The following is a 17,367-nucleotide window of genomic DNA, read 5'->3' as shown; positions in this document are numbered from 1 at the left end:
CCCCGCGGGTCCGACTGAGCACGCTACAGCGGGCCGCTGCGGCGTGTCGGGATGAACCGTCGAAAGGGGGGGCGACATGCGCGACATCACAGGATGCGTGGCAATGATCAGCGGGGCGAACCGCGGCATCGGCGAGGCCATCGCCGAGGCGCTGCACGCCGACGGGTGGGCGCTCTCGCTGGGTGCGCGCGATCTGGCGTCCCTTGAAGCCTCAGCGGCCCGATACCGCACCGACGTCTCGGGTGATGAAGGTCGCGTGGAGCGCGGCGGCGCTGCCGGCCGCGAGGGTCAGGGGCCAGCCGTGACGCTGCACCGCTACGACGCCACCGACGGCGGTGCCGCCGAGCGCTGGACTGCGGAGACAGTGGCGGCGCATGGCCGGATCGACTGCCTCGTGAACAACGCGGGCGTCGCCTATCCCGACGGATTCGACGTTCTCACCGAGCAGATGCTCGACGAGATGTGGGAGGTGAACGCGAAGGGGCCGTTCCGCATGATTCGCGCCACGCTCGACCACCTGCGCAGCAGCGGCGAGGGCCGCATCGTGAACGTGATCTCGATGTCGGGCAAGCGGGTGCGGGGCACCTTCGCCCCCGGCTACGCCATGAGCAAGCACGCCGCGATGGCCCTGCACCACTCCGTGCGGCACTTGACCTTTCCCGACGGGATCCGGTGCACGGCCGTGTGCCCGGGCTATGTGCAGACCGACATGACGTCGGAATTCGGCGTGGACCCCTCGATCATGATTCAAGCCGACGATCTGGCCCACACCCTGGCCACCATCCTGCGGCTGCCGAACACCGCATCGGTGGCCGAACTGCTGGTCACCACAGAACCCGAAACCATCGCCTGATGCGCAGAAGCCGTCGAATTGAGCGGCAGACTTCGTGCCGGAGCGTGGTACCGTGACGCTGCGGATCCGATCCGTGAGGCGGGTCGCTGCGCTGGCCTTTCAATGTCGTGACAGCAACCCGCCTCACGGATCGCACTACGAACAAGCTCCACCGCACGGCGTACGAATTTCGCCGTAGCTGCGGCAAGCATTTAGCGGGCGGCGAGGCGGCGCTGGCGTTCCTTGACCATTTCGGTGGCGGCTTCGCTGCCGTCGTGCCAGGTGCCGAACCACCTGTCCATCGGCACCAGCAACGTGCCATAGTTGCGGTCGAAGTAGCGGTGGTGGAGCGTGTGGAAGCGGTCGCCGCCAGCCGCGGTGCGCCCGCCTGCAATCACATGACGATCGAAACCCGAGCGCGACGGCAGCCTCGGCTGGCGAGAAGCACATAGCGTCGGTTCAATGAGCGGCGCGCCCGGTCCTGAGTCGTCGAAGGCAATCTGGCGCCAGTGGATTCGCGAACATCGGCAGCCGGTTGCCGATGCGACGACCGCCGCTGTTGTCGAAGGGCTGCGTGCGTTTATCGAGGCATTCGATGAGCGCTCACGCTCCGCTGCCAGCCGTCCCGCGGCTCTGGGTGCCGATCTGATTCTCTTCTACCGGGCGATGCCCGGCGAGCTGTCGCTGGACGGGCTGGCCGACGCCCTCGGATGGCAGCACTTCGCCGTCACGCGCACTCCCCCGGACGGCCCGCTGACGCTGCACCCGGCAATCGGCGCGATGGAGCAGCACCGCTACGGCTTCCCGCAGCCCATAGCCGATGCGTTCGAGCTTCAGCCCCGCCATATCTCGCTCGCGCTCGTGCCCGGCGTGGCGTTCGATCGGCGCGGCACCCGGCTCGGTCATGGCGTGGGCTACTACGACGAGCTGCTCGCCCGGCTGCCCGACGACTGCCCCCGCGTCGGGTTGGCCCCCTATGAACTCGTCTTCGATCGGCTGCCGACGGAGCCCCACGACGTGCCGATGACCCATCTGGCCACCGAGGACGGCGTCGTCGCTGTGGCCCCCGACGGCAGCTGATGGTGCGCATCTGCGAACCGCGCTAGCAATAGCGGCGACACATGACAAGCAAAGGAGCCGGCATGGCGACACAACTGCGGCGTTACGACGTCATCGAGGGCCAGATGGACTCGTTGCTCGAGTGGTTTCCCAACATCATCGCTGTGCGGGAGCAGTACGGCTTCAAGGTCGAGTTCATGTACGTCGACCGTGAGAACAACCAGCTCGTCTGGGCCGTGAGCCACGACGGCGATTACGAAGCCGCGCACGACAAGTACGCGGCGTCGCCTGAACGTGCGGCCGTCTTCGCCGGCCAGCCGGAACGCGTCAGCGGCATGAACGTGTCGATGGTGGACACCATCATCGCTCCCGGCTCGAACTGACCGAGAGCCCGACCGGACGGTCCGGTGCCTGATTCGAGTTGCGCCGGGGCCAGGCGGCACTTCGCGTGCCGCCTTGCGCGCCACCAGCCGGCTCAGCAGCTCATCGGCGTTCACGGGTCGCAAGGGTACGTGCCGCCTGACAGCGAGTACCTGACCGTCCATGATCCTCCAAGCGCGCGGATTCGCGCTCGCGGGCACGGAGGGAAGTGCTGAACGGCAACCTATGCACTCCCGAGTCAGCGGCCAAGCCAATTCCGGCACTGGGGCGACGGCCGCACTCGATGAGAGCACCGTCGTCGCTCTCCAGACACTGGTCGTTGGATCGCCGGGCTTCGGACGGCCGAGCGCTGGCCGCTGCCGTCAGCAGTCAGCAGTTAGGCAGTGCCGCCACATCCAGATTCCGCGAAGTCCAATCTGCCCGCCCCGGATCGTCTCCGCCACAATGCGGGGCTGGCAGGATGGCGCGGTGACGCAATCAGAGGCACAGCCCCGTGACAATCTCCGACGGCCTGCCGACATCAGCGCGAGCCAGGTGGAAGCGGTGCTGCGACGCATCGAGGCCGATGATCCCGGTGGCGGCACCGATGCCCGGGAGGTCTATGAGATGCTCACTTGGGGCGAGGGGCCTGCCGCGCTGCGGCAAGCCGGCTTGCAGACGTGGCTGTGGTACGAGCTTCCCTGCAAGTACATCACCGACGAGGTCGGCTACATGGGCCGTCTGGCGGGTGTCGCTGCCACGCTGCTGGACGAGCTCGACCTGCATCGGTACGCCGCGATCTGCCGCAGTGAGGCCACGGCGACCGTGCACGCTGCCTTCGACGAGGGCGACAGCGAGGGCTTCGCAGCACTGCGCGCAGCAATTCGCGACTCGGGAATTTCACCCCCTGATCTCGACGACTTCGAGTGGAACAGACACATGGGTCTCGACGAGGCGAACGCACGCGCCGCTGTTGAAGACGCCCTCGAGACAGCGATTGCCGCCGGCGAACTGGCCGTCGGAGCGCGAGGCTGGCGGGCGGCGCAGAAGCGGATAGCGGCCTCGGCCCTTGACAGCGACCACGACGACCAGCCGGGCCAGTCGTGGCGCACTGTGCTGGTCACCGAGCGGCTCGCTCGCTGGGTCAGCCGGGGCGACACCCGGAGCGAGTCGTTGGGCGCCGCCCGGGCTCAGGTCGCGAACCGGCTGCTGCACCCGATCGACCCCCCGCTATCCGATATCGCCGCTGCCATGCATCTGCCGATGTGGCTGCTCGCCCGCTTCGGCGACGAACAGCCGCTGACTCAGGCCGGGAACCTGCGAGTCGCGTTCATACGTGCCGTGCATGAGGACTGCCCGTGGCGGATGCTGACGCCGCCGCCGCCGTACCAGCAGCGCCACGTCGAGGACGACGACTTGATCCTGTCGGCACTGCGTCGCTGGCTGCAGCGAGCCAACGCCCTGCGCAAGCGCCACAACAAGCTGCACCGGACCCAGGCAGGAAACAAGATGGCCCAGGACGCGTCGTCGGCGTGGCAGCGGCTGACCCAGCATCTGTTCCCAAGCGGGTGGGACGGTTTCGTTGTCGAACATGCCGCGCTGGCCTTGCTGTGCAGCGGCGGCGAGATGGCCGATGCAGACCTCGACGCCCAGGTCGGCACGATGGCGACGGAATGCGGCTGGCGCACCTCGCACGACGGCGAACAGCGCGCGCCCTCAGCGCATGATGCGTCATGGGCGTTTTCCGAGACTCTGCATCTGTGGAAAGCCTGTGGATTGCTCACCTCGCATGGCACTTGGCCCGACGAGCGGCTGGAGTTGACCGAGGCAGGCACAGCAGCCGCGCTCACCCGCCTCCGACACTCGGCTGTGGGACCTGACGACAAGCCGTTCTGATTTCGACTGGCGCTGACAGGTGTCGGGGCTCCCGCCAGTGGCGTGTCGCGGTCTTGCCCTGGACGGCTCGCAGCCCCTTGGCCAGCGAGAATGAGTATGCGACGGCCCCGCGTCAGTCCACGGCGAACCGCCCGCCATTGGGCGAGAACATTCTCAGGTCACGGTCGGGTCAGTGCCGTGCGGGCTGCCTCGACGATCGGGCGCCGGTGGCAGCCCTCGATGTGGTCGTTGACAATGCCTGACGCCTGCATGAGCGCGTAGCAGGTGGTGGGGCCGACGAAGCGCCAGCCCAGCTTGCGCAGTGCCTTGCTGAGCGCCGTCGACTCTGGCGTCGTGGGCATCGAGGTCAGCGCGCCGTAGTCGATGACTGCGGGCCGATCGGCAGGATCTGGCTCGAACGACCAGAAGAAGGCTGCCAGGCTGCCGTGCGCCTCGATGGTGTCGAGCGCGGCGCGGGCGTTGTTGATGGTCGCCTCGATCTTGCCGCGGTGCCGCACGATGCCCGCGTCGCCAAGCAATCGCTCGACGTCCGCGTCACCAAACCTGGTCACAGCCTCGAAGTCAAACCCGCTGAACGCCGCGCGGAAGTTGTCGCGCTTGCGCAGAATCGTCAGCCACGACAGGCCCGACTGGAAGCCCTCGAGGCACATCTTCTCGTACAGGCCCAGATCGTCGGTGACTGGCAGGCCCCACTCGGTGTCGTGGTACGCCTCGTAGTCGTCGTGGCCCTCGCCCCACCAGCACGCCAGCGAGCCGTCCGTCCGCCGCCGCAGCCCCTCGGGCAGTCCCGATTCGTCAGCAGCCACAATCTGAGGCATCAGCCAATGCTGGAGGGCGACCAAGAACCTGTTGGCTGCCGTCGGGCGAACGCACTCGGCGCAGGCGTTCGCTCAGCGCTCGCGGCGAATCCCCTTGAACGAGCCGCCGTTCGCCTTCTCTTCGACAAAGCGACCGCTGGACAAGTCGCGTTCGATCCAAAGATCAGTTCTTGACCCGCGTTCGCTCTGTTCGCCGCCTCTCGGCTGGTGCCGGTCCTTCTCGGTCATGCCTGCCCCTCCGGAATGTCCACAAGACTCGGGCCGAGCCGTGCCAGTCGGACCTCGCCGCGCAGCATCGGTGGCCAACATCAGCCTCGTCTCAAAGAATGTCTACTTGATTACCAGCTGCAACAGCCACAAACTAGGCACCCGATGTGACACCGCTCTGCCGCGGCGCACTCGTCGGCGTCGGATTGGCTCGCGCTGGTTGGTCGTCTGATCCATTTGCCTGTTTTGTTGGCCCCCGCGCTGCAGCGAGGACCGCCAGTGCTACGACGACCAAGAGCAGCACACGAAGCCGATGCTGCAATCGCTGGGCCGCTCCGGTGGCTGGGCGCGCAAGCAGAATGGCACCAGCCAGAGGCAACACCAGCAGGGCTGCACTCTGGCGTATCGAGCCGGAGCTGTCGGCCACGGCCAGAAAGGGCAACGAGGCAGCGGTCGCGACGATCAGTAACCACAAGAACAAATGTGTCGGCCCGTGCAGGCCGAGCCGCAACCGAATATCGGCGAAGGCCGGCGAGTTTCCACCCGACACGTAGATCGATGCCTTGTCCGGCGTCCAACGAAATGCACTCAGACTCGGCACACCAATCGCGCTGCCCTCGGGGTCAACCACGCTCGGCCGGGATTTCACCCGTACCTCATGATCGGCAAGATGAATTTCTGCATGTCCAGACTGCGCATCACCCACCATGACGCGCTGCGTGATCATTCCAGTGCGGGACCAGGGCCACCGCTTTGGGACCGCTCCATCGTGCCAAGGTCGAGCGGTTCGCAGCTGAACTTTCGTCGGCACATCGACGGGGACAACAGTGTCGACGATCACATCCCAGCGCTGCCCGTATCCAGCGATACGAGTGCGGGTTGCTTCGTCGCAATCGTTGGCGAACCGTACGAACCGCTCCAGCCAGGCTGTCACAGCTTCGATGTGCTGAGGTCTGGTCTCGCAGAACGGCAAGCAGCGCAGCAAATCCTCCGAGGCCGATCGCGGGTCTGCGGTCTCCTTGAGTGACTCTCCAAGCATTTGCTGCGTCGGGCCGACAAGTTCAGACCACTCGCGCACTTGGTCCTCGTTGACCTGGAGTGCAAGGCCGCTTGACAGATAGTCGGCGAGCAGGCGCTGCTTGCGGCCACGCCTCTGCGCCAGTCCACGATTCCCTGACGCCGAGCGAAACGCGCCTGCTGCATAACCGAGCACTTCCGCACGATTGAGGTCTTCGGCCAGAAAGTGATCCCAAATGGCGGGGCTGTAGGCGCTGATCGCGTAGAGCATTTCGTCGGCGTCGGGGAGATCAAGAAGCCCGTCGCGACGCGGTCGAGCTGCCCATGTCATGTAGTTCGTTTGAAGACGCGCTAGCTGGTGCTTGAGCAGCAGCGCACAATGATGTCCGGGGCTCACCACAAGGTCGACGTCGAGCAGCACCGCCTTGTGTCGGGTTGTCAGCGGAAGCAACAGGCGAATGAGCGTGCCGGTTTCCACGTCCGGGTACCAGCGGCGGATCAACCGCGACGGCAACCGGATCTGATACGAGGACGATACGGAGACGTAGTCAGCGTCTTCGACGACGACCTTTTCGACGACCCGCTCTCTCCACGATGTGGGATCGTCCAGCAGGGTGAATGCCAGTTCATGCTCATTGTGGAGGTGCTTGACGAGTGCGGTGTCGGGCATGAACGTCATGAACTCCTCAGCATTTCAGATGTCGCATCAGACTGAAGAGGAATTTCTTCAACGCTCGGCGGGCTGGTTCACGCGCTGGTAGCTGCGGCGACGGCCTCGGCGATGGCGTCGTTGGTGGGGGGCGGGCCGTAGAACATCATCGTCGTGCGGTCGGCAAAGGCGTTGCGCTGGGCGACCTGGGCGCCCACCTGCGACGGCGTGCCAGACACGACGATGAGGTCGAGCAGATCGTCGTCGATGAGATCGGTCATCTCTCGCCAGTTGCCCTGCTTGGACAGCGTGTTCAGGCGCGGCTGCAGTTCGCCGTAGCCGTGGTGATCGAGCGCACCCGCGTACGCCGGCGTCGAGCCGTAGAAGGCAAGCTGGCCCGCCGCAGAGCGACGCGCCTTGTCAACCTGCTCGTCGTTCTCGCCCATAGCGACGATGGTCAGGCATGCAACGGTGACATCGCCGACGTCACGCTCTGCTGACTCCGCTCCCGCAGCCAGCGCCGGCAGCGTCACATCGGTCATGAACTGCGCCGTGTGGAAGGGGTGGACGAAGAACCCGTCGGCGGCGGCGCCGATCACCTCGACCATGCGCGGGCCGACGCCTGCCACGTAGATCGCCGGCGGTGCCATGCCGAGCGGGCCCGGATTGAAGAATGGGGTCATCAGGGTGTGGGTGTAGAACTCGCCGCGGTGGTTGAGCCGCTCACCGGTCTCGAAGGTGTGCCAGATGGCCCGCACCGCCTCGATGTACTCGCGCATGCGCTCTGCGGGGCGCGACCACTGCTCGCTGAAGCGCTTGGTGATGTGCGGCCGGATCTGCGTGCCGAGCCCCAGGATGAACCGGCCGCCGCTCATGCGATGCAAGTCCCACGACGTGACGGCGCACGTCATCGGGTTGCGGGCGAAGGCGACTGCGATCGCGGTGCCGAGCTCGATGCTCTCGGTGCGCTCCGATGCCAGTGCCAGCGGCAGGAACGGGTCGTGGGAAGCCTCGAACGTCCACGCCGCCGAGAGGCCCATCTCCTCGAACTGCGCTGCTTCATCTGCGCAGCCGCCTGGCGTCGAGGCCGTCGTGGCCCCGTCGATGCGGTGCTGTGTGGTGCTGTTCATTGGTGCGATCTCCGTCGTGCATGGCGCTCTCGGGCGGCAGTGCCCAGATTGCTCGATGCATATTGCCCGATGGAGAGTCCGCAGGCTGACGGTGTTCTGCCGGTGATCTGGCGACTGCGTGAGAACTTCACGGCGTATGACGCGTCATTCGCAGCGCTGGCGGTGATGCTCGACGCCCCGTTGGTGACGCTCGATGCCCGCACCGCACGCGCGCCGTGGCCAGCCGATCTGCTGCCGCTGCGCGTCGACCTGATCGCCTAGCAGAATGCCGAAACACGCCGTTATGGCCAACGGCTCAGGTGCACAGATGCTCAACGCGCAGCAGATGCCTGCAGTTCGGGCAGCTGACTGATTGCGTCCATGATTCCCTCGCCGGAGAACGTGACCGTCAGCGTCTCGCTGGCCCGGGTCATTGCGACGTAGAGCAATCGGCGCCGTTGACGGTCCTGCTCTGCTGCATCGTCATCAGCGACCCAGATGTTGTTGGCGCCCCCGATGATGACGTGCCGATACTCGAGGCCCTTGAGCATCTGCAGGGTTGCGACCGGCACGTTGCCGACGGCGCCGGCGATCTTGTCGCGCTGGGAACCCTTGACTTCCACGGCATTGGTGAGGCGACGCAGCACTTCATCGCGCAGTTCACGCCAGCCGGCCAGCACCGCTATGTGTTCGGGGGCTGCACCGCCGCCCCTCAGCAGCGCCACCTGCTTCACGATGGCCTCGGCTTCAGCGCGCAGCGAGCCGCACGCGAGCATGACCGGCGCCCGACCGCGGCGGGCTGCCTGATCAGGCGTCACGAACACATCGAGATCGTCTCCCGATTCGTTCGGGTTCCCGCGGCGCACAGCGTCTCCCAGCGCCAGCAGTGCCGCCTCGAGGACCTCGCCGGTGTTTCGGTAGTTGAGATCGAAAATCTTGGTGCGCCCCTGTGCCGTCAACCCGGGCGGGTTCCAGCGGCGCTTGCCCCGGTAGATGCGTTGCGCACCATCGAGCGCCATGACGAAGTGGTCACGGCGCGGCTTGAGCATGGCCCACGCCAAGTCGAGACCGTCGGCACCGAGATCTTGGGCCTCATCGACAAGGACCATGTCGTACCGGTCGTCGCTGCCCATTGCTTGCGCGAGCGCTGTGGCGTCGCGTCGACGCTGATCGAAGTCGGGAGCGCCGGGGGAATTGTCGACTCGGCCAGCAGCCTTGAGCAACCGATACGCCAGCTGATCAAGAGTCTCCACATCGATGTTGGGTGCCTCGGTCACCTGCGCCCGAAGCGCAGCCGCCAACGGCCGGTTGAAGCACAGCAGCAAGAACCGCCATTCCGGGAAATGGCGCGCCATATGCAAGGCCCGATGCGTCAGCACCAGCGTCTTGCCGCTGCCGGCCACACCGCGGAGCACTCGGTAACCCGTCCCCATGTGATGCGCCGTGCGCTCCTGTTCACGGTCAAGCGCTCGCACGACCTCAGTGCCGTTCGAGTCGGCGGCACCGAACATGGCCCCGGTCCTGCCTCGGATGACGATCTCGGGTCGCACCGCCGCACGGACGTGTGCCTGCTCAGCCATGCCGAGCGGCAGCACCTGACCGCCGAGCAGTCGCTGCAGAGCAATTCGAAGTGCGCCCGGCTCGAAGTCTTCCCGAACCAGCAAATGCGAGTCCGACTTGATGTCCCGCGCGTGTGCGCTGGATGTCTGCGGCAACGCCAAGATGTGCGCAACCGGCAGCGTGTCCACCGGGCAGGCGGCCACGCTGCTGGCCAACCGTGTCACCCGATCAGCCACCAAGCGGCGGGCCGCGTCCTCGTCGAGGCGTGCGCGCCGCCGGCGGGTTGCCTTGAGGTGCCGTCGCGACGGCGCCTGCAGCACAGCAAGACCCGCTTGAGGGTCGAGCACCACCAAGTAGCTGTCGCTGTCATCGTCAGCAGCCGCGCTGTGGCCAAACTCGCGCCGCAGAGCCGCCCCTTCGCCGTCCCCGGTGCGCTCCAACCACACAGTCACTTCGTCGGGCAGTTGGTCGCGGAGGTGGCGAGCTACCTCATGCAGCCGTTCAGGAACATCGCTGCGACTGGCGAGGTTCTCCGGCTGCAAGTGGGCCATGCACACTCCATTTGACTCGACGCGAGACATTACTGACGCGCTCGGCCTCACATCATCGACGATTGGATCAGCTCGATTCGCCGACGCCGATCGCTTCGCGTCCGTCGTCGGTGAGCTCGAGGCGTTCGAAGCGGGCGCCGGTGCCATCGAAGTCGTCCTCGATTACGTCGATGAGACCTTCAACGATGAGTTCATCGACAGACGCACGCAGATTCCGCGCGCCGACGAAGGCCAGGCGGCCAGCGCTTGGGTGTCGCGCCAGATGCTGCGGAACTGCTGGACGCCGACTCGTCTCGACGTCTTCGCGGCCCGGCTGCCCACGCCCGGGCGTCGGCCGGTGCCCGTGGAGATCGCCCACCAGACAGCGTTCAATGTTGGTGCGCGAGTATCTCGCTCCCTCGATGTCCGCGAGCAGGGTCAGGATGATCCGTGCCACCGGCAGTGCTGCGCGCAGGCCTGCTGAGGTCAGATGGCTGGTTGCCCACGGCCGAGGCAGGTCGACACATGCATCGCATCTGCCGCAGCCTTCTCCGGCACTCTGCCCCGGCGCAGCGGGTGCGTCGAGGTAGCCCAGCAGGGCTGCGACTCGACACGAGCGCCGATCGCGGGCGAAAGCCTTGGCACGGTCGGACTTCTCAGCCACTTCGCTGCGGCGCTGTTCGCACTGTCGTTCGACGTCTGCCCAGTCCGGTTCACCCGGCGAACGCTCAAGCACCCATCCGTACTTCCAGACGGTGAACCCGATGACGTCTCGGTGGTGAAGCTCAAGCAGGTCCTGTGCGACCTCCACCTCTGACCGGCCGAGATCTCTCGACCACCGCCGTGCGTTGTAGCGGCCGTCATGTTGCTCCGCCAGTTCAATGAGCCGTTGAGCGCGTGCGACGAATTCCGGTTCGACCGCCGCATCTCCCTGTAGGCCCACGACCCGGTCGGCGCCCGGCGTGTCAACATCGCTCGAGGCGCTGCCCGAGTGCAACTCGCTGAGCCGCTTGCGGGTGTCGCCGATGATCGTGACGCGGCCCTCCCACGGCGTGTCGGGGTGCCGCTTCAGCATGCCCGCGAGCGCCAAGTAGTGGACGGCGAGCGAAGTCGCTACCGATTCCGCATCGCTCTCGCGAGTCGCGTCGTCGGGGTCGGCGACGAGATCCTCGGGGACGTATGAGCCCACGCCAGGGATCAGCTTCGCCCAGATGCTTCGCACCTGCTCGACAGACGGCGCAGCGCTGCGAACGAAGATTTGATGAATGGAGCAGTCCTCCGGCATCCTCAGCAGTACTGCTGTGCCGTCGGTCGGCATGCCGGGCTGACCGGCACCGCGGGCGGCCCTGCCGGTCTCTTGGACGTACTCCTCGATGGTGGCAGGCATCTCGGAATGCACGATCAGAGCGATGTCAGGCTTGTCGATGCCCATGCCGAAGGCCTTGGTGGCAACGACCACGTCGATCTCACCATGACGAAATGCGTCCTCGACATGCGACCTTGCCGCTGTCTCCATGCCTGCGTGGTAGGCGCGCACCGCGTGGCCGGCAATGCGCAGCAACCCGCTGACGCGCTCGGCGTCGCGTCGGGTCGGCACATACACCACGCTCGCTTGGCGGCGAAACGCCTCCACCACCTGAGCTATGCGGACATCGCGGTCGCTGCGGTTCGCACAGTCTTCGGTGTGGTAGCTGATCTCGGGCCGGTCGGGTGACAGCACGGTCGGCTCACGAATCCGCAGATTCAGCGAAGCCATGATGTCAGCGCGAACTCGGGCATTGGCGGTGGCCGTCACCGCCAACAACACCGGGCGCTCGCCGGCCGGCGAGGCCCTGCCTCGAAGGACGCGGCGGCGATTCGTCGGAGTCCCTCCGAGCAGTTCGATTGCCTCGGGAATCCTGGCGTACTCGGGCCGGAATGTGTGGCCCCACTGCGAGATGCAGTGCGCTTCGTCGATAGCAATCCGGGCAACGTCGACGTTGGAGAGCAGACTGATGAACTCCTGCGACCACAGCCGTTCGGGGCTGATGTACAGCAGCCTGTAGTCGCCCCGGCGTGCTCCTCGCAAGATGTCGCGCCATTCGCTCTGCCCCACGCCGCTGTGTATGGCGGCCACCTCGGTGATGCCGCGGCGCCGCAGGTTCTCGACTTGGTCGTTCATCAACGAGATCAACGGCGACAGCACGAGCGTCACGCCAGGCATCAGCAGCGCCGGGATCTGGTAGGTGATCGATTTGCCCGATCCTGTCGGCAGCACCGAGAGAGCGTCTTCGCCTGCCATGAAGCGCCGCATGGTCTCGAGCTGGCCGGGTCGCCAGTGTTCGAAGCCGAAGATCTCACGCACGCGGTTCAGCCGCTGCTCGACGGTGCGAGCGTCTCGGGCCTGATCCTCGTCGAGCGCGAGTGCTCGAATCTTCGCGAGGGTGTCATCGACCGGAACTGCATCCATGGCGTTCAGCAGCTCATCGGTCAGCTCGATGCCGTGCAAATGACCGCAGATGAGTTCGTATGCGTCCCTGGGGTCACGGACGCGATGCTGAGCGGGCGGGCCGGGCAGCGTGGAGAGGATCTGATCGGCATACGAGGTGGCCCTGCACAGGCGGTTGTCGAGCATCACGGTCACGCCGCGATCGTCTGCCGCACGGATCAGCCGTCCTGCTCCCTGGGCCATCCTCAGTGCGGCGCGTGGCACGGCATAGTCGGCGAAGCCATCCTTGCCCTGATCTTCCAACGCATCCATGCGAGCGCCCGAGATCGGGTCTGCGGGAGAGTCGAAGGGGATCTTCTCCAAGAGAAGCAAGCTCAGGGCCTCGCCGGGAATATCGACGCCTTCCCAGAACGAGCGCAGGGCGAGCAGGCTGGTGGCCATCTCGGTTCTCATCCGGGCGACAAGCGCGGGGGCAGGCTCGTCGCCTTGTGCCAGCAACGGAACTCCGTGCTCATCGAGGTAGCCGCGGAGCTTGTCTCGGGCCGATGCCATGCGGGATCGAGCGGTGAACAGCGCCATCGCCCGGCCTCCGGCCAGCAGCATCAGCCGTCCGGTCTCGCGGCCTGCCGCCTCGGTGAACTCGTCGATCAGGCGTGCTCTGGGGGCTGGCAGCCAGTCGGCCAATATCAGCAGGTGCTGTTCGCTCAGCGCTTCGAACGGTGTCGGCAAAGCCGTCGCTTGGGCAGCGCCGAGTCCCAGTGAGTTCAGGATGTGACTGAAGCTGCCGCCTACTTGCAGTGTCGCCGATGTTGCGACGGTGGCCTCGAGTCCGTTCCACAATTGCCGCAGCTGCGGCGCTACCGAGAGCGGCACATGGCGCAACAGCCATATCCAGCGTCCGTCGACATGCTCGATCTGACCGACGGCTATGCGCTGTTGCTCTGCCAGACTTGCAACGAGACTGGCGCTGTGCATCGCGTCGCCGCCGGTCGTCCCTGAAGCCTGCGGGCCAGACAGACCAGCGGCGCCTGCGTCGGCGTGGATGACGCGGCGGAGCGTCTTGGCGGCATTTCGAGCAAAGCGCCCAAGGTGTCGCATCTCGGCTTCGAGGCGGTCGCGCTGGTAGCGGCCTTCGAGTTGTTCCGGCAGATTGATTTCGTTCAGCTCGCCGGCGATGCCCTCCAGGGCCTCCGCCAGAGACCGCCCTTCGCGTAGCACTGCGTAGTAGTCCGAGTGCGCGGTGTCGAATCCGCGTCGAATTCGATACGACGAGGGGTAACGATCGTCAGCGCTTGCTGCTGTGCGCACCCGCAGGTAGGCCGACAGCGCCGAGCCGAATCGCGGCAGCTGATCCCGTACGGCGGAGACACAGCGGCGCAGGTCGGTCAACGGCGCGGCGCGTACCGACCAGCGGGCGGCGCGGGCGAGCCGACCAACCGTTCCGCCCCCTCTGCCGCTCGGAGCGATTGCGTCGCAGAGCTGGTCGACCTCGTTCTCTCCGATCTCCGCCGTCAGCGCGTCGGTTGCCGAGTCTTCGAGATTGTGCGCCTCGTCGAGCACCAAGTGCTTGGCGTGATCGAGCCACTCGTCATCGTTGATGACCAGTGCATGATTCAGCACGGCCACATCTGCATGCCGCAGCCCGTCACGAGCACGGCGATAGAAGCACCGCTCGTCCAAGTCAGTCTTTGCCGGACCCGGCCGCTCGCTGACAGATAGCACGAATCGAAGACTTGACATGACGCTTCGAAAGCCGCTGCCCAGTGCCCACGTGTTCAGGTCGTCCCAGTCACCCGTCGGAGTTTGCGAGACCCAACCGCTCAGGACCGCGAGCGCGAGGCCGCGAACTGCCCGAGGCGAGCCTGCACCGTGATCGGAATCATGCCCCGACGGCGAGGTTCCGACCGCGACCGCATCCTGTGCATCGCCGAAATGGTCGTCTTGCATGTCCAATTCGAGAAGCTTGCTCTCCAGCGCAGCCACATCGATGTAGTTGCTCCTGCCCTTGAGCAGGACCGAATTGAACGGAGCCAGGTGCTCGGACAGTTCCTCGAGCGATTGGGCGATCTGGTCTTGGAGCACTTTCGAGTGCGGGGCCAACGCGACCGTGACACCGCTGGCGCGGGCGTATTCGATCGCGGGAAGCAGATAGGCGAAAGTCTTGCCCGTGCCTGTCGGCGCCTCAATGAGACGACGCCCGCCATTCGCAAGCGCCATCGCAACAATGCGAGCCATCTCGACCTGCTGCGCTCGTGGTGAGCGGCCGTGCGACATCAGCGCGCCGCCGCTGTCGAGCATCCCCGCAACCGCGTCCGTGTCGAACGTGCCTGTCGGTGCTGGACGTCGTCGAGGAACCGATACGGGGATCGTTGATGCCAATGACGGTGGGTCGAGTTCGGCATGCACGAACGCGGACCACGGATGGGCAGTCGCGTGCAGCACCCAGCGTTGAAGCCGACGAGGCGGGGTTGATTCGTTCAAGATCGCGATGAGCGGGGGCAACACGTCGGCCAGCAAACGAGCATCTCCAAGCGCCCGGTGTGCGGGCCGGGCGCTGCGCCCCAAGAGCCGTTCCGCCAGATCATCGAGACTTCGTCCCACCAGAGGTCTACTGCCGTCACTGCCGCGGGCCATCTCCCGACCGGCCCTCGGGAACGCGAGGTGTGCCAACTCCAACGTGTCGAGACGCCGGCCACCAATCGCTGGTAGCTCCGACTGCGCTGACGCCGCATCCATCAGCGGGAAGTCGTAGCCGAAGCCGTTGTGAGCCATCAGTGGCCGGTCGCCGGTGAACGTGGCAAAGCGCTGCAGCGCCTCGATGAGCGTCGGTGCCTGCGTCAGATCCTCGTCTGTCAAACCCGTCAGTTCCCGAGTCTGGGAGCGCAACGGCCGGGTTGATCGCACCAACGTTGCGAACTCGCCAGATTCGACACCGTCGACAACGAGCACGGCCCCGATCTCAATGATCTCATGGGCAGGCGGGTCCGAGCGATCCGCATTCGCCTCGAGGTCGAACACCACGTATTCGCGCAAAGCTCACACTCGGCAGGCCGATATCCGAGAAGCAAGCTAGACGAGACGGCCGGTTCGCGCCAGGTGCTCGTCGACATTCTGTGCAATGTCGCGATCGCCCCAGCCCTCGCTGAACAACGGGGTCGTCGGCCTCGCCTCACGCCGTGCGAGCGCTTCGACCAGGGCCTCGCGCAGCAGTGCGGCCTCGGAACAATGGGCTTTCGCCGCGGCGCGTTCAAGTCGTTCCTTGAGCTCATCGGGCAGATAGATCGTCGTCTGCTTCATGCTGTGCATTGTGCTATGTGTTGCACAATCGGTTGCATACCACAATCGCCTGACTACCGAATCGCCCAGCCGGGATCATCGCATTCGGCTCTACGGAACCGGAAGTCGTTTCTAGGCTGCGGCGTCATGCGGCATCGGCCGGATCGGCTGTTCCTGCTGACAGGGTTCGTGCAGGGTCTGGCCTTCGCGTGGGGTCTGCCCGCCATGGTGTGGTGGGTGGTCGATCTTCGGCTGTCGCCATTCCGGCTCGCCGTGCTGGGCACCGCGCTGGTGCTGTCAATACTCGTCGCCGAGACGCCGACCGGCGTGATCGCCGACCTCTACAGCCGCAAGTACTCCGTCGTGGCCGCGTATGTCGTGATGGGCACGGCAATGGCGCTGGGCCCGGTGACCGAGCTGTTCGGCGTGCTGTTGGTGTGGCAGGTGCTGTGGGGCGTCGGCTGGACGCTGCAAAGCGGTGCCGCCACGGCGTGGATGACCGATGAGTTGGCGTTTGCAGCCCGCTCCCACCGCATCGGTTCGCTGCCTCCTGTGGGTGGCGGGGCCGCGCAGCCGACCCCAGCAACGGCCGACCGCCACCCCATCACCCACAACGGCAACATCGCAACGCCGTCACCAACTCCGCCAGACCCCGCAGCTACCGACGGCGACAGCACCCAGGGCGGGAACGTGATCGGCGCGCCGGGCCGCGACATTGATCAGCTCATCGTGCGCCATGCCATGTGGCGCTCCATAGGTGTGATGATCGGGCTCGCTGCAGCCACTGCCATGGGTGCGTGGTCGATTCGAGGATCGATGGCTGCGATGGGAGTTCTGGCGATCGCGGCGGCCGGGTACCTCGCGATCGCGATGCCCGAAGCCGGCTTCGAGCCGCCGCGCGGACGTCGTCACGGGGCCGCAGTGTCCCCGGTTCAGCGCACGAGTGCCTGGAGGGACGCCGTCGCGTTGTGGGAGCGGGGCGCACGTCTCGTCCGGCGAAGTCCTTCGCTGCTTGCCGTCACCGTCTCTGCGGCGATCTCAGCTGGGGCATGGGAGGCCAATGATCGGCTCTCCGCTCTGCGGCTGTTCGATCTCGGCCTCACCCAGTTCGACGGTCGGGGGGCGGTGCTGTTCTTCGGCGCGGCTTGGTTCGTGATGTCTGCGCTGGCGATCCCGATGATGATGTGGCTCCACCGCCATCTCGAGCGCTCAGAAGCCGACGAAGCAAGCGCCCGACGTGACGCATTCCTGCTCGCTCGGTTCTTGGTCGTTGCCAGTGCCGGCGCTTTCGCCCTGGCGCTGAGCCCGTGGTTCGCTGTGGCCCTCATCGGCTGGGCAGTGCTCGATGTGGCCGGCGAGACGGCGTACTCGCTGGCAGAGGCGATGGCGAACCGTCATGCCTCCTCGTCGGTGCGTGCCACCGTCATGTCGTTCTTCGGCCAGTCCCAAGCCGTCGGGGAGGTCTCCATCGGCCTGGGGTTGGGCGTTGTGGCGCAGCTGGTGTCGCTGCCGGTGGCGCTCGCTATCGCTGCGGTGCTGTTCGCCGCCTCGGCCGCTCCCGCAGCGCTCATCGCCAGACGCGCTACGGCCGCTGCGGAGTGAATCCGGGCGCTTCGCCCTCCCCGG

The 17,367-nt window shown here is 66.0% G+C and carries 14 protein-coding genes; 6 read left to right on the top strand and 8 right to left on the bottom strand.

The window, feature by feature from the left end:
- Nucleotides 1–76: 76 nt before the first annotated feature.
- On the top strand, nt 77–853 hold the full coding sequence (locus ACOGJB_RS15710; protein ID WP_419838033.1) for an SDR family NAD(P)-dependent oxidoreductase: 777 nt from the start codon (nt 77–79) through the stop codon (nt 851–853).
- A 191-nt stretch (nt 854–1,044) separates the two neighbouring features.
- On the opposite strand, the gene ACOGJB_RS15705 is transcribed toward ACOGJB_RS15710, so the two are convergent.
- On the bottom strand, nt 1,045–1,230 hold the full coding sequence (locus ACOGJB_RS15705) for a hypothetical protein (protein WP_419838032.1): 186 nt from the start codon (nt 1,228–1,230) through the stop codon (nt 1,045–1,047).
- Between the two features lie 64 nt (nt 1,231–1,294).
- Between ACOGJB_RS15705 and ACOGJB_RS15700 the strand changes: the two genes are divergently transcribed.
- From ACOGJB_RS15700 to ACOGJB_RS15690, 3 genes are all read left to right on the top strand, one after another.
- Complete coding sequence (locus tag ACOGJB_RS15700; protein ID WP_419838031.1) at nt 1,295–1,912, top strand: 5-formyltetrahydrofolate cyclo-ligase; 618 nt, start codon at nt 1,295–1,297, stop codon at nt 1,910–1,912.
- A gap of 62 nt (nt 1,913–1,974) precedes the next feature.
- A complete protein-coding gene (locus ACOGJB_RS15695) occupies nt 1,975–2,274 on the top strand; it encodes a hypothetical protein (RefSeq protein ID WP_419838030.1) in 300 nt (99 codons plus the stop codon).
- 466 nt (nt 2,275–2,740) lie between these two features.
- Nucleotides 2,741–4,147 carry a hypothetical protein gene (locus ACOGJB_RS15690; RefSeq protein WP_419838029.1) on the top strand — a complete coding sequence of 469 codons (1,407 nt, stop codon included), beginning with the start codon at nt 2,741–2,743 and terminating at the stop codon, nt 4,145–4,147.
- A 158-nt stretch (nt 4,148–4,305) separates the two neighbouring features.
- On the opposite strand, the gene ACOGJB_RS15685 is transcribed toward ACOGJB_RS15690, so the two are convergent.
- The 4 genes from ACOGJB_RS15685 to ACOGJB_RS15670 all read right to left on the bottom strand — a co-directional run bounded on the left by ACOGJB_RS15685 (nt 4,306) and on the right by ACOGJB_RS15670 (nt 7,968).
- Entirely contained in the window at nt 4,306–4,965 is a 660-nt protein-coding gene (locus ACOGJB_RS15685) for a DNA-3-methyladenine glycosylase I (protein ID WP_419838028.1), read from the bottom strand.
- Nucleotides 4,966–5,037: 72 nt separating this feature from the next.
- Complete coding sequence (locus ACOGJB_RS15680) at nt 5,038–5,193, bottom strand: hypothetical protein (RefSeq protein ID WP_419838027.1); 156 nt, start codon at nt 5,191–5,193, stop codon at nt 5,038–5,040.
- Nucleotides 5,194–5,326: 133 nt separating this feature from the next.
- Nucleotides 5,327–6,868: a hypothetical protein gene (locus ACOGJB_RS15675; protein ID WP_419838026.1), complete on the bottom strand. Its 1,542-nt coding sequence runs from the start codon at nt 6,866–6,868 to the stop codon at nt 5,327–5,329.
- A gap of 68 nt (nt 6,869–6,936) precedes the next feature.
- On the bottom strand, nt 6,937–7,968 hold the full coding sequence (locus ACOGJB_RS15670) for a TIGR03617 family F420-dependent LLM class oxidoreductase (RefSeq protein ID WP_419838025.1): 1,032 nt from the start codon (nt 7,966–7,968) through the stop codon (nt 6,937–6,939).
- Between the two features lie 69 nt (nt 7,969–8,037).
- Here ACOGJB_RS15670 and ACOGJB_RS15665 point away from each other — a divergent pair, with 69 nt between their 5' ends.
- Entirely contained in the window at nt 8,038–8,229 is a 192-nt protein-coding gene (locus ACOGJB_RS15665) for a hypothetical protein (RefSeq protein ID WP_419838024.1), read from the top strand.
- Between the two features lie 50 nt (nt 8,230–8,279).
- Here ACOGJB_RS15665 and ACOGJB_RS15660 read toward each other — a convergent pair whose 3' ends face one another.
- The 3 genes from ACOGJB_RS15660 to ACOGJB_RS15650 form a co-directional block, all read right to left on the bottom strand.
- Complete coding sequence (locus ACOGJB_RS15660; RefSeq protein WP_419838023.1) at nt 8,280–10,058, bottom strand: UvrD-helicase domain-containing protein; 1,779 nt, start codon at nt 10,056–10,058, stop codon at nt 8,280–8,282.
- Between the two features lie 67 nt (nt 10,059–10,125).
- Complete coding sequence (locus ACOGJB_RS15655; protein WP_419838022.1) at nt 10,126–15,498, bottom strand: RecQ family ATP-dependent DNA helicase; 5,373 nt, start codon at nt 15,496–15,498, stop codon at nt 10,126–10,128.
- Nucleotides 15,499–15,534: 36 nt separating this feature from the next.
- A complete protein-coding gene (locus tag ACOGJB_RS15650) occupies nt 15,535–15,762 on the bottom strand; it encodes a CopG family transcriptional regulator (RefSeq protein ID WP_419838021.1) in 228 nt (75 codons plus the stop codon).
- A 126-nt stretch (nt 15,763–15,888) separates the two neighbouring features.
- Here ACOGJB_RS15650 and ACOGJB_RS15645 point away from each other — a divergent pair, with 126 nt between their 5' ends.
- Nucleotides 15,889–17,343: a hypothetical protein gene (locus ACOGJB_RS15645; protein ID WP_419838020.1), complete on the top strand. Its 1,455-nt coding sequence runs from the start codon at nt 15,889–15,891 to the stop codon at nt 17,341–17,343.
- Nucleotides 17,344–17,367 lie beyond the last annotated feature (24 nt).

This window comes from Candidatus Poriferisodalis sp., assembly GCF_965208895.1.
Classification (GTDB): Bacteria; Actinomycetota; Acidimicrobiia; order Acidimicrobiales; family Poriferisodalaceae; genus Poriferisodalis.
This window is presented reverse-complemented; position numbering and strand designations above follow the sequence as displayed.

Excerpts from the sequence above, each read along its gene's own strand:
- ACOGJB_RS15645 (WP_419838020.1), top strand. The coding sequence starts at position 15,889 with ATGCGGCATCGGCCGGATCGGCTGTTCCTGCTGACAGGGTTCGTGCAG.
- ACOGJB_RS15675 (WP_419838026.1), bottom strand. The coding sequence starts at position 6,868 with ATGACGTTCATGCCCGACACCGCACTCGTCAAGCACCTCCACAATGAG.
- ACOGJB_RS15700 (WP_419838031.1), top strand. The coding sequence starts at position 1,295 with ATGAGCGGCGCGCCCGGTCCTGAGTCGTCGAAGGCAATCTGGCGCCAG.
- ACOGJB_RS15685 (WP_419838028.1), bottom strand. The coding sequence starts at position 4,965 with ATGCCTCAGATTGTGGCTGCTGACGAATCGGGACTGCCCGAGGGGCTG.
- ACOGJB_RS15660 (WP_419838023.1), bottom strand. The coding sequence starts at position 10,058 with ATGGCCCACTTGCAGCCGGAGAACCTCGCCAGTCGCAGCGATGTTCCT.
- ACOGJB_RS15710 (WP_419838033.1), top strand. The coding sequence starts at position 77 with ATGCGCGACATCACAGGATGCGTGGCAATGATCAGCGGGGCGAACCGC.
- ACOGJB_RS15695 (WP_419838030.1), top strand. The coding sequence starts at position 1,975 with ATGGCGACACAACTGCGGCGTTACGACGTCATCGAGGGCCAGATGGAC.
- ACOGJB_RS15680 (WP_419838027.1), bottom strand. The coding sequence starts at position 5,193 with ATGACCGAGAAGGACCGGCACCAGCCGAGAGGCGGCGAACAGAGCGAA.
- ACOGJB_RS15670 (WP_419838025.1), bottom strand. The coding sequence starts at position 7,968 with ATGAACAGCACCACACAGCACCGCATCGACGGGGCCACGACGGCCTCG.
- ACOGJB_RS15650 (WP_419838021.1), bottom strand. The coding sequence starts at position 15,762 with ATGAAGCAGACGACGATCTATCTGCCCGATGAGCTCAAGGAACGACTT.
- ACOGJB_RS15665 (WP_419838024.1), top strand. The coding sequence starts at position 8,038 with ATGGAGAGTCCGCAGGCTGACGGTGTTCTGCCGGTGATCTGGCGACTG.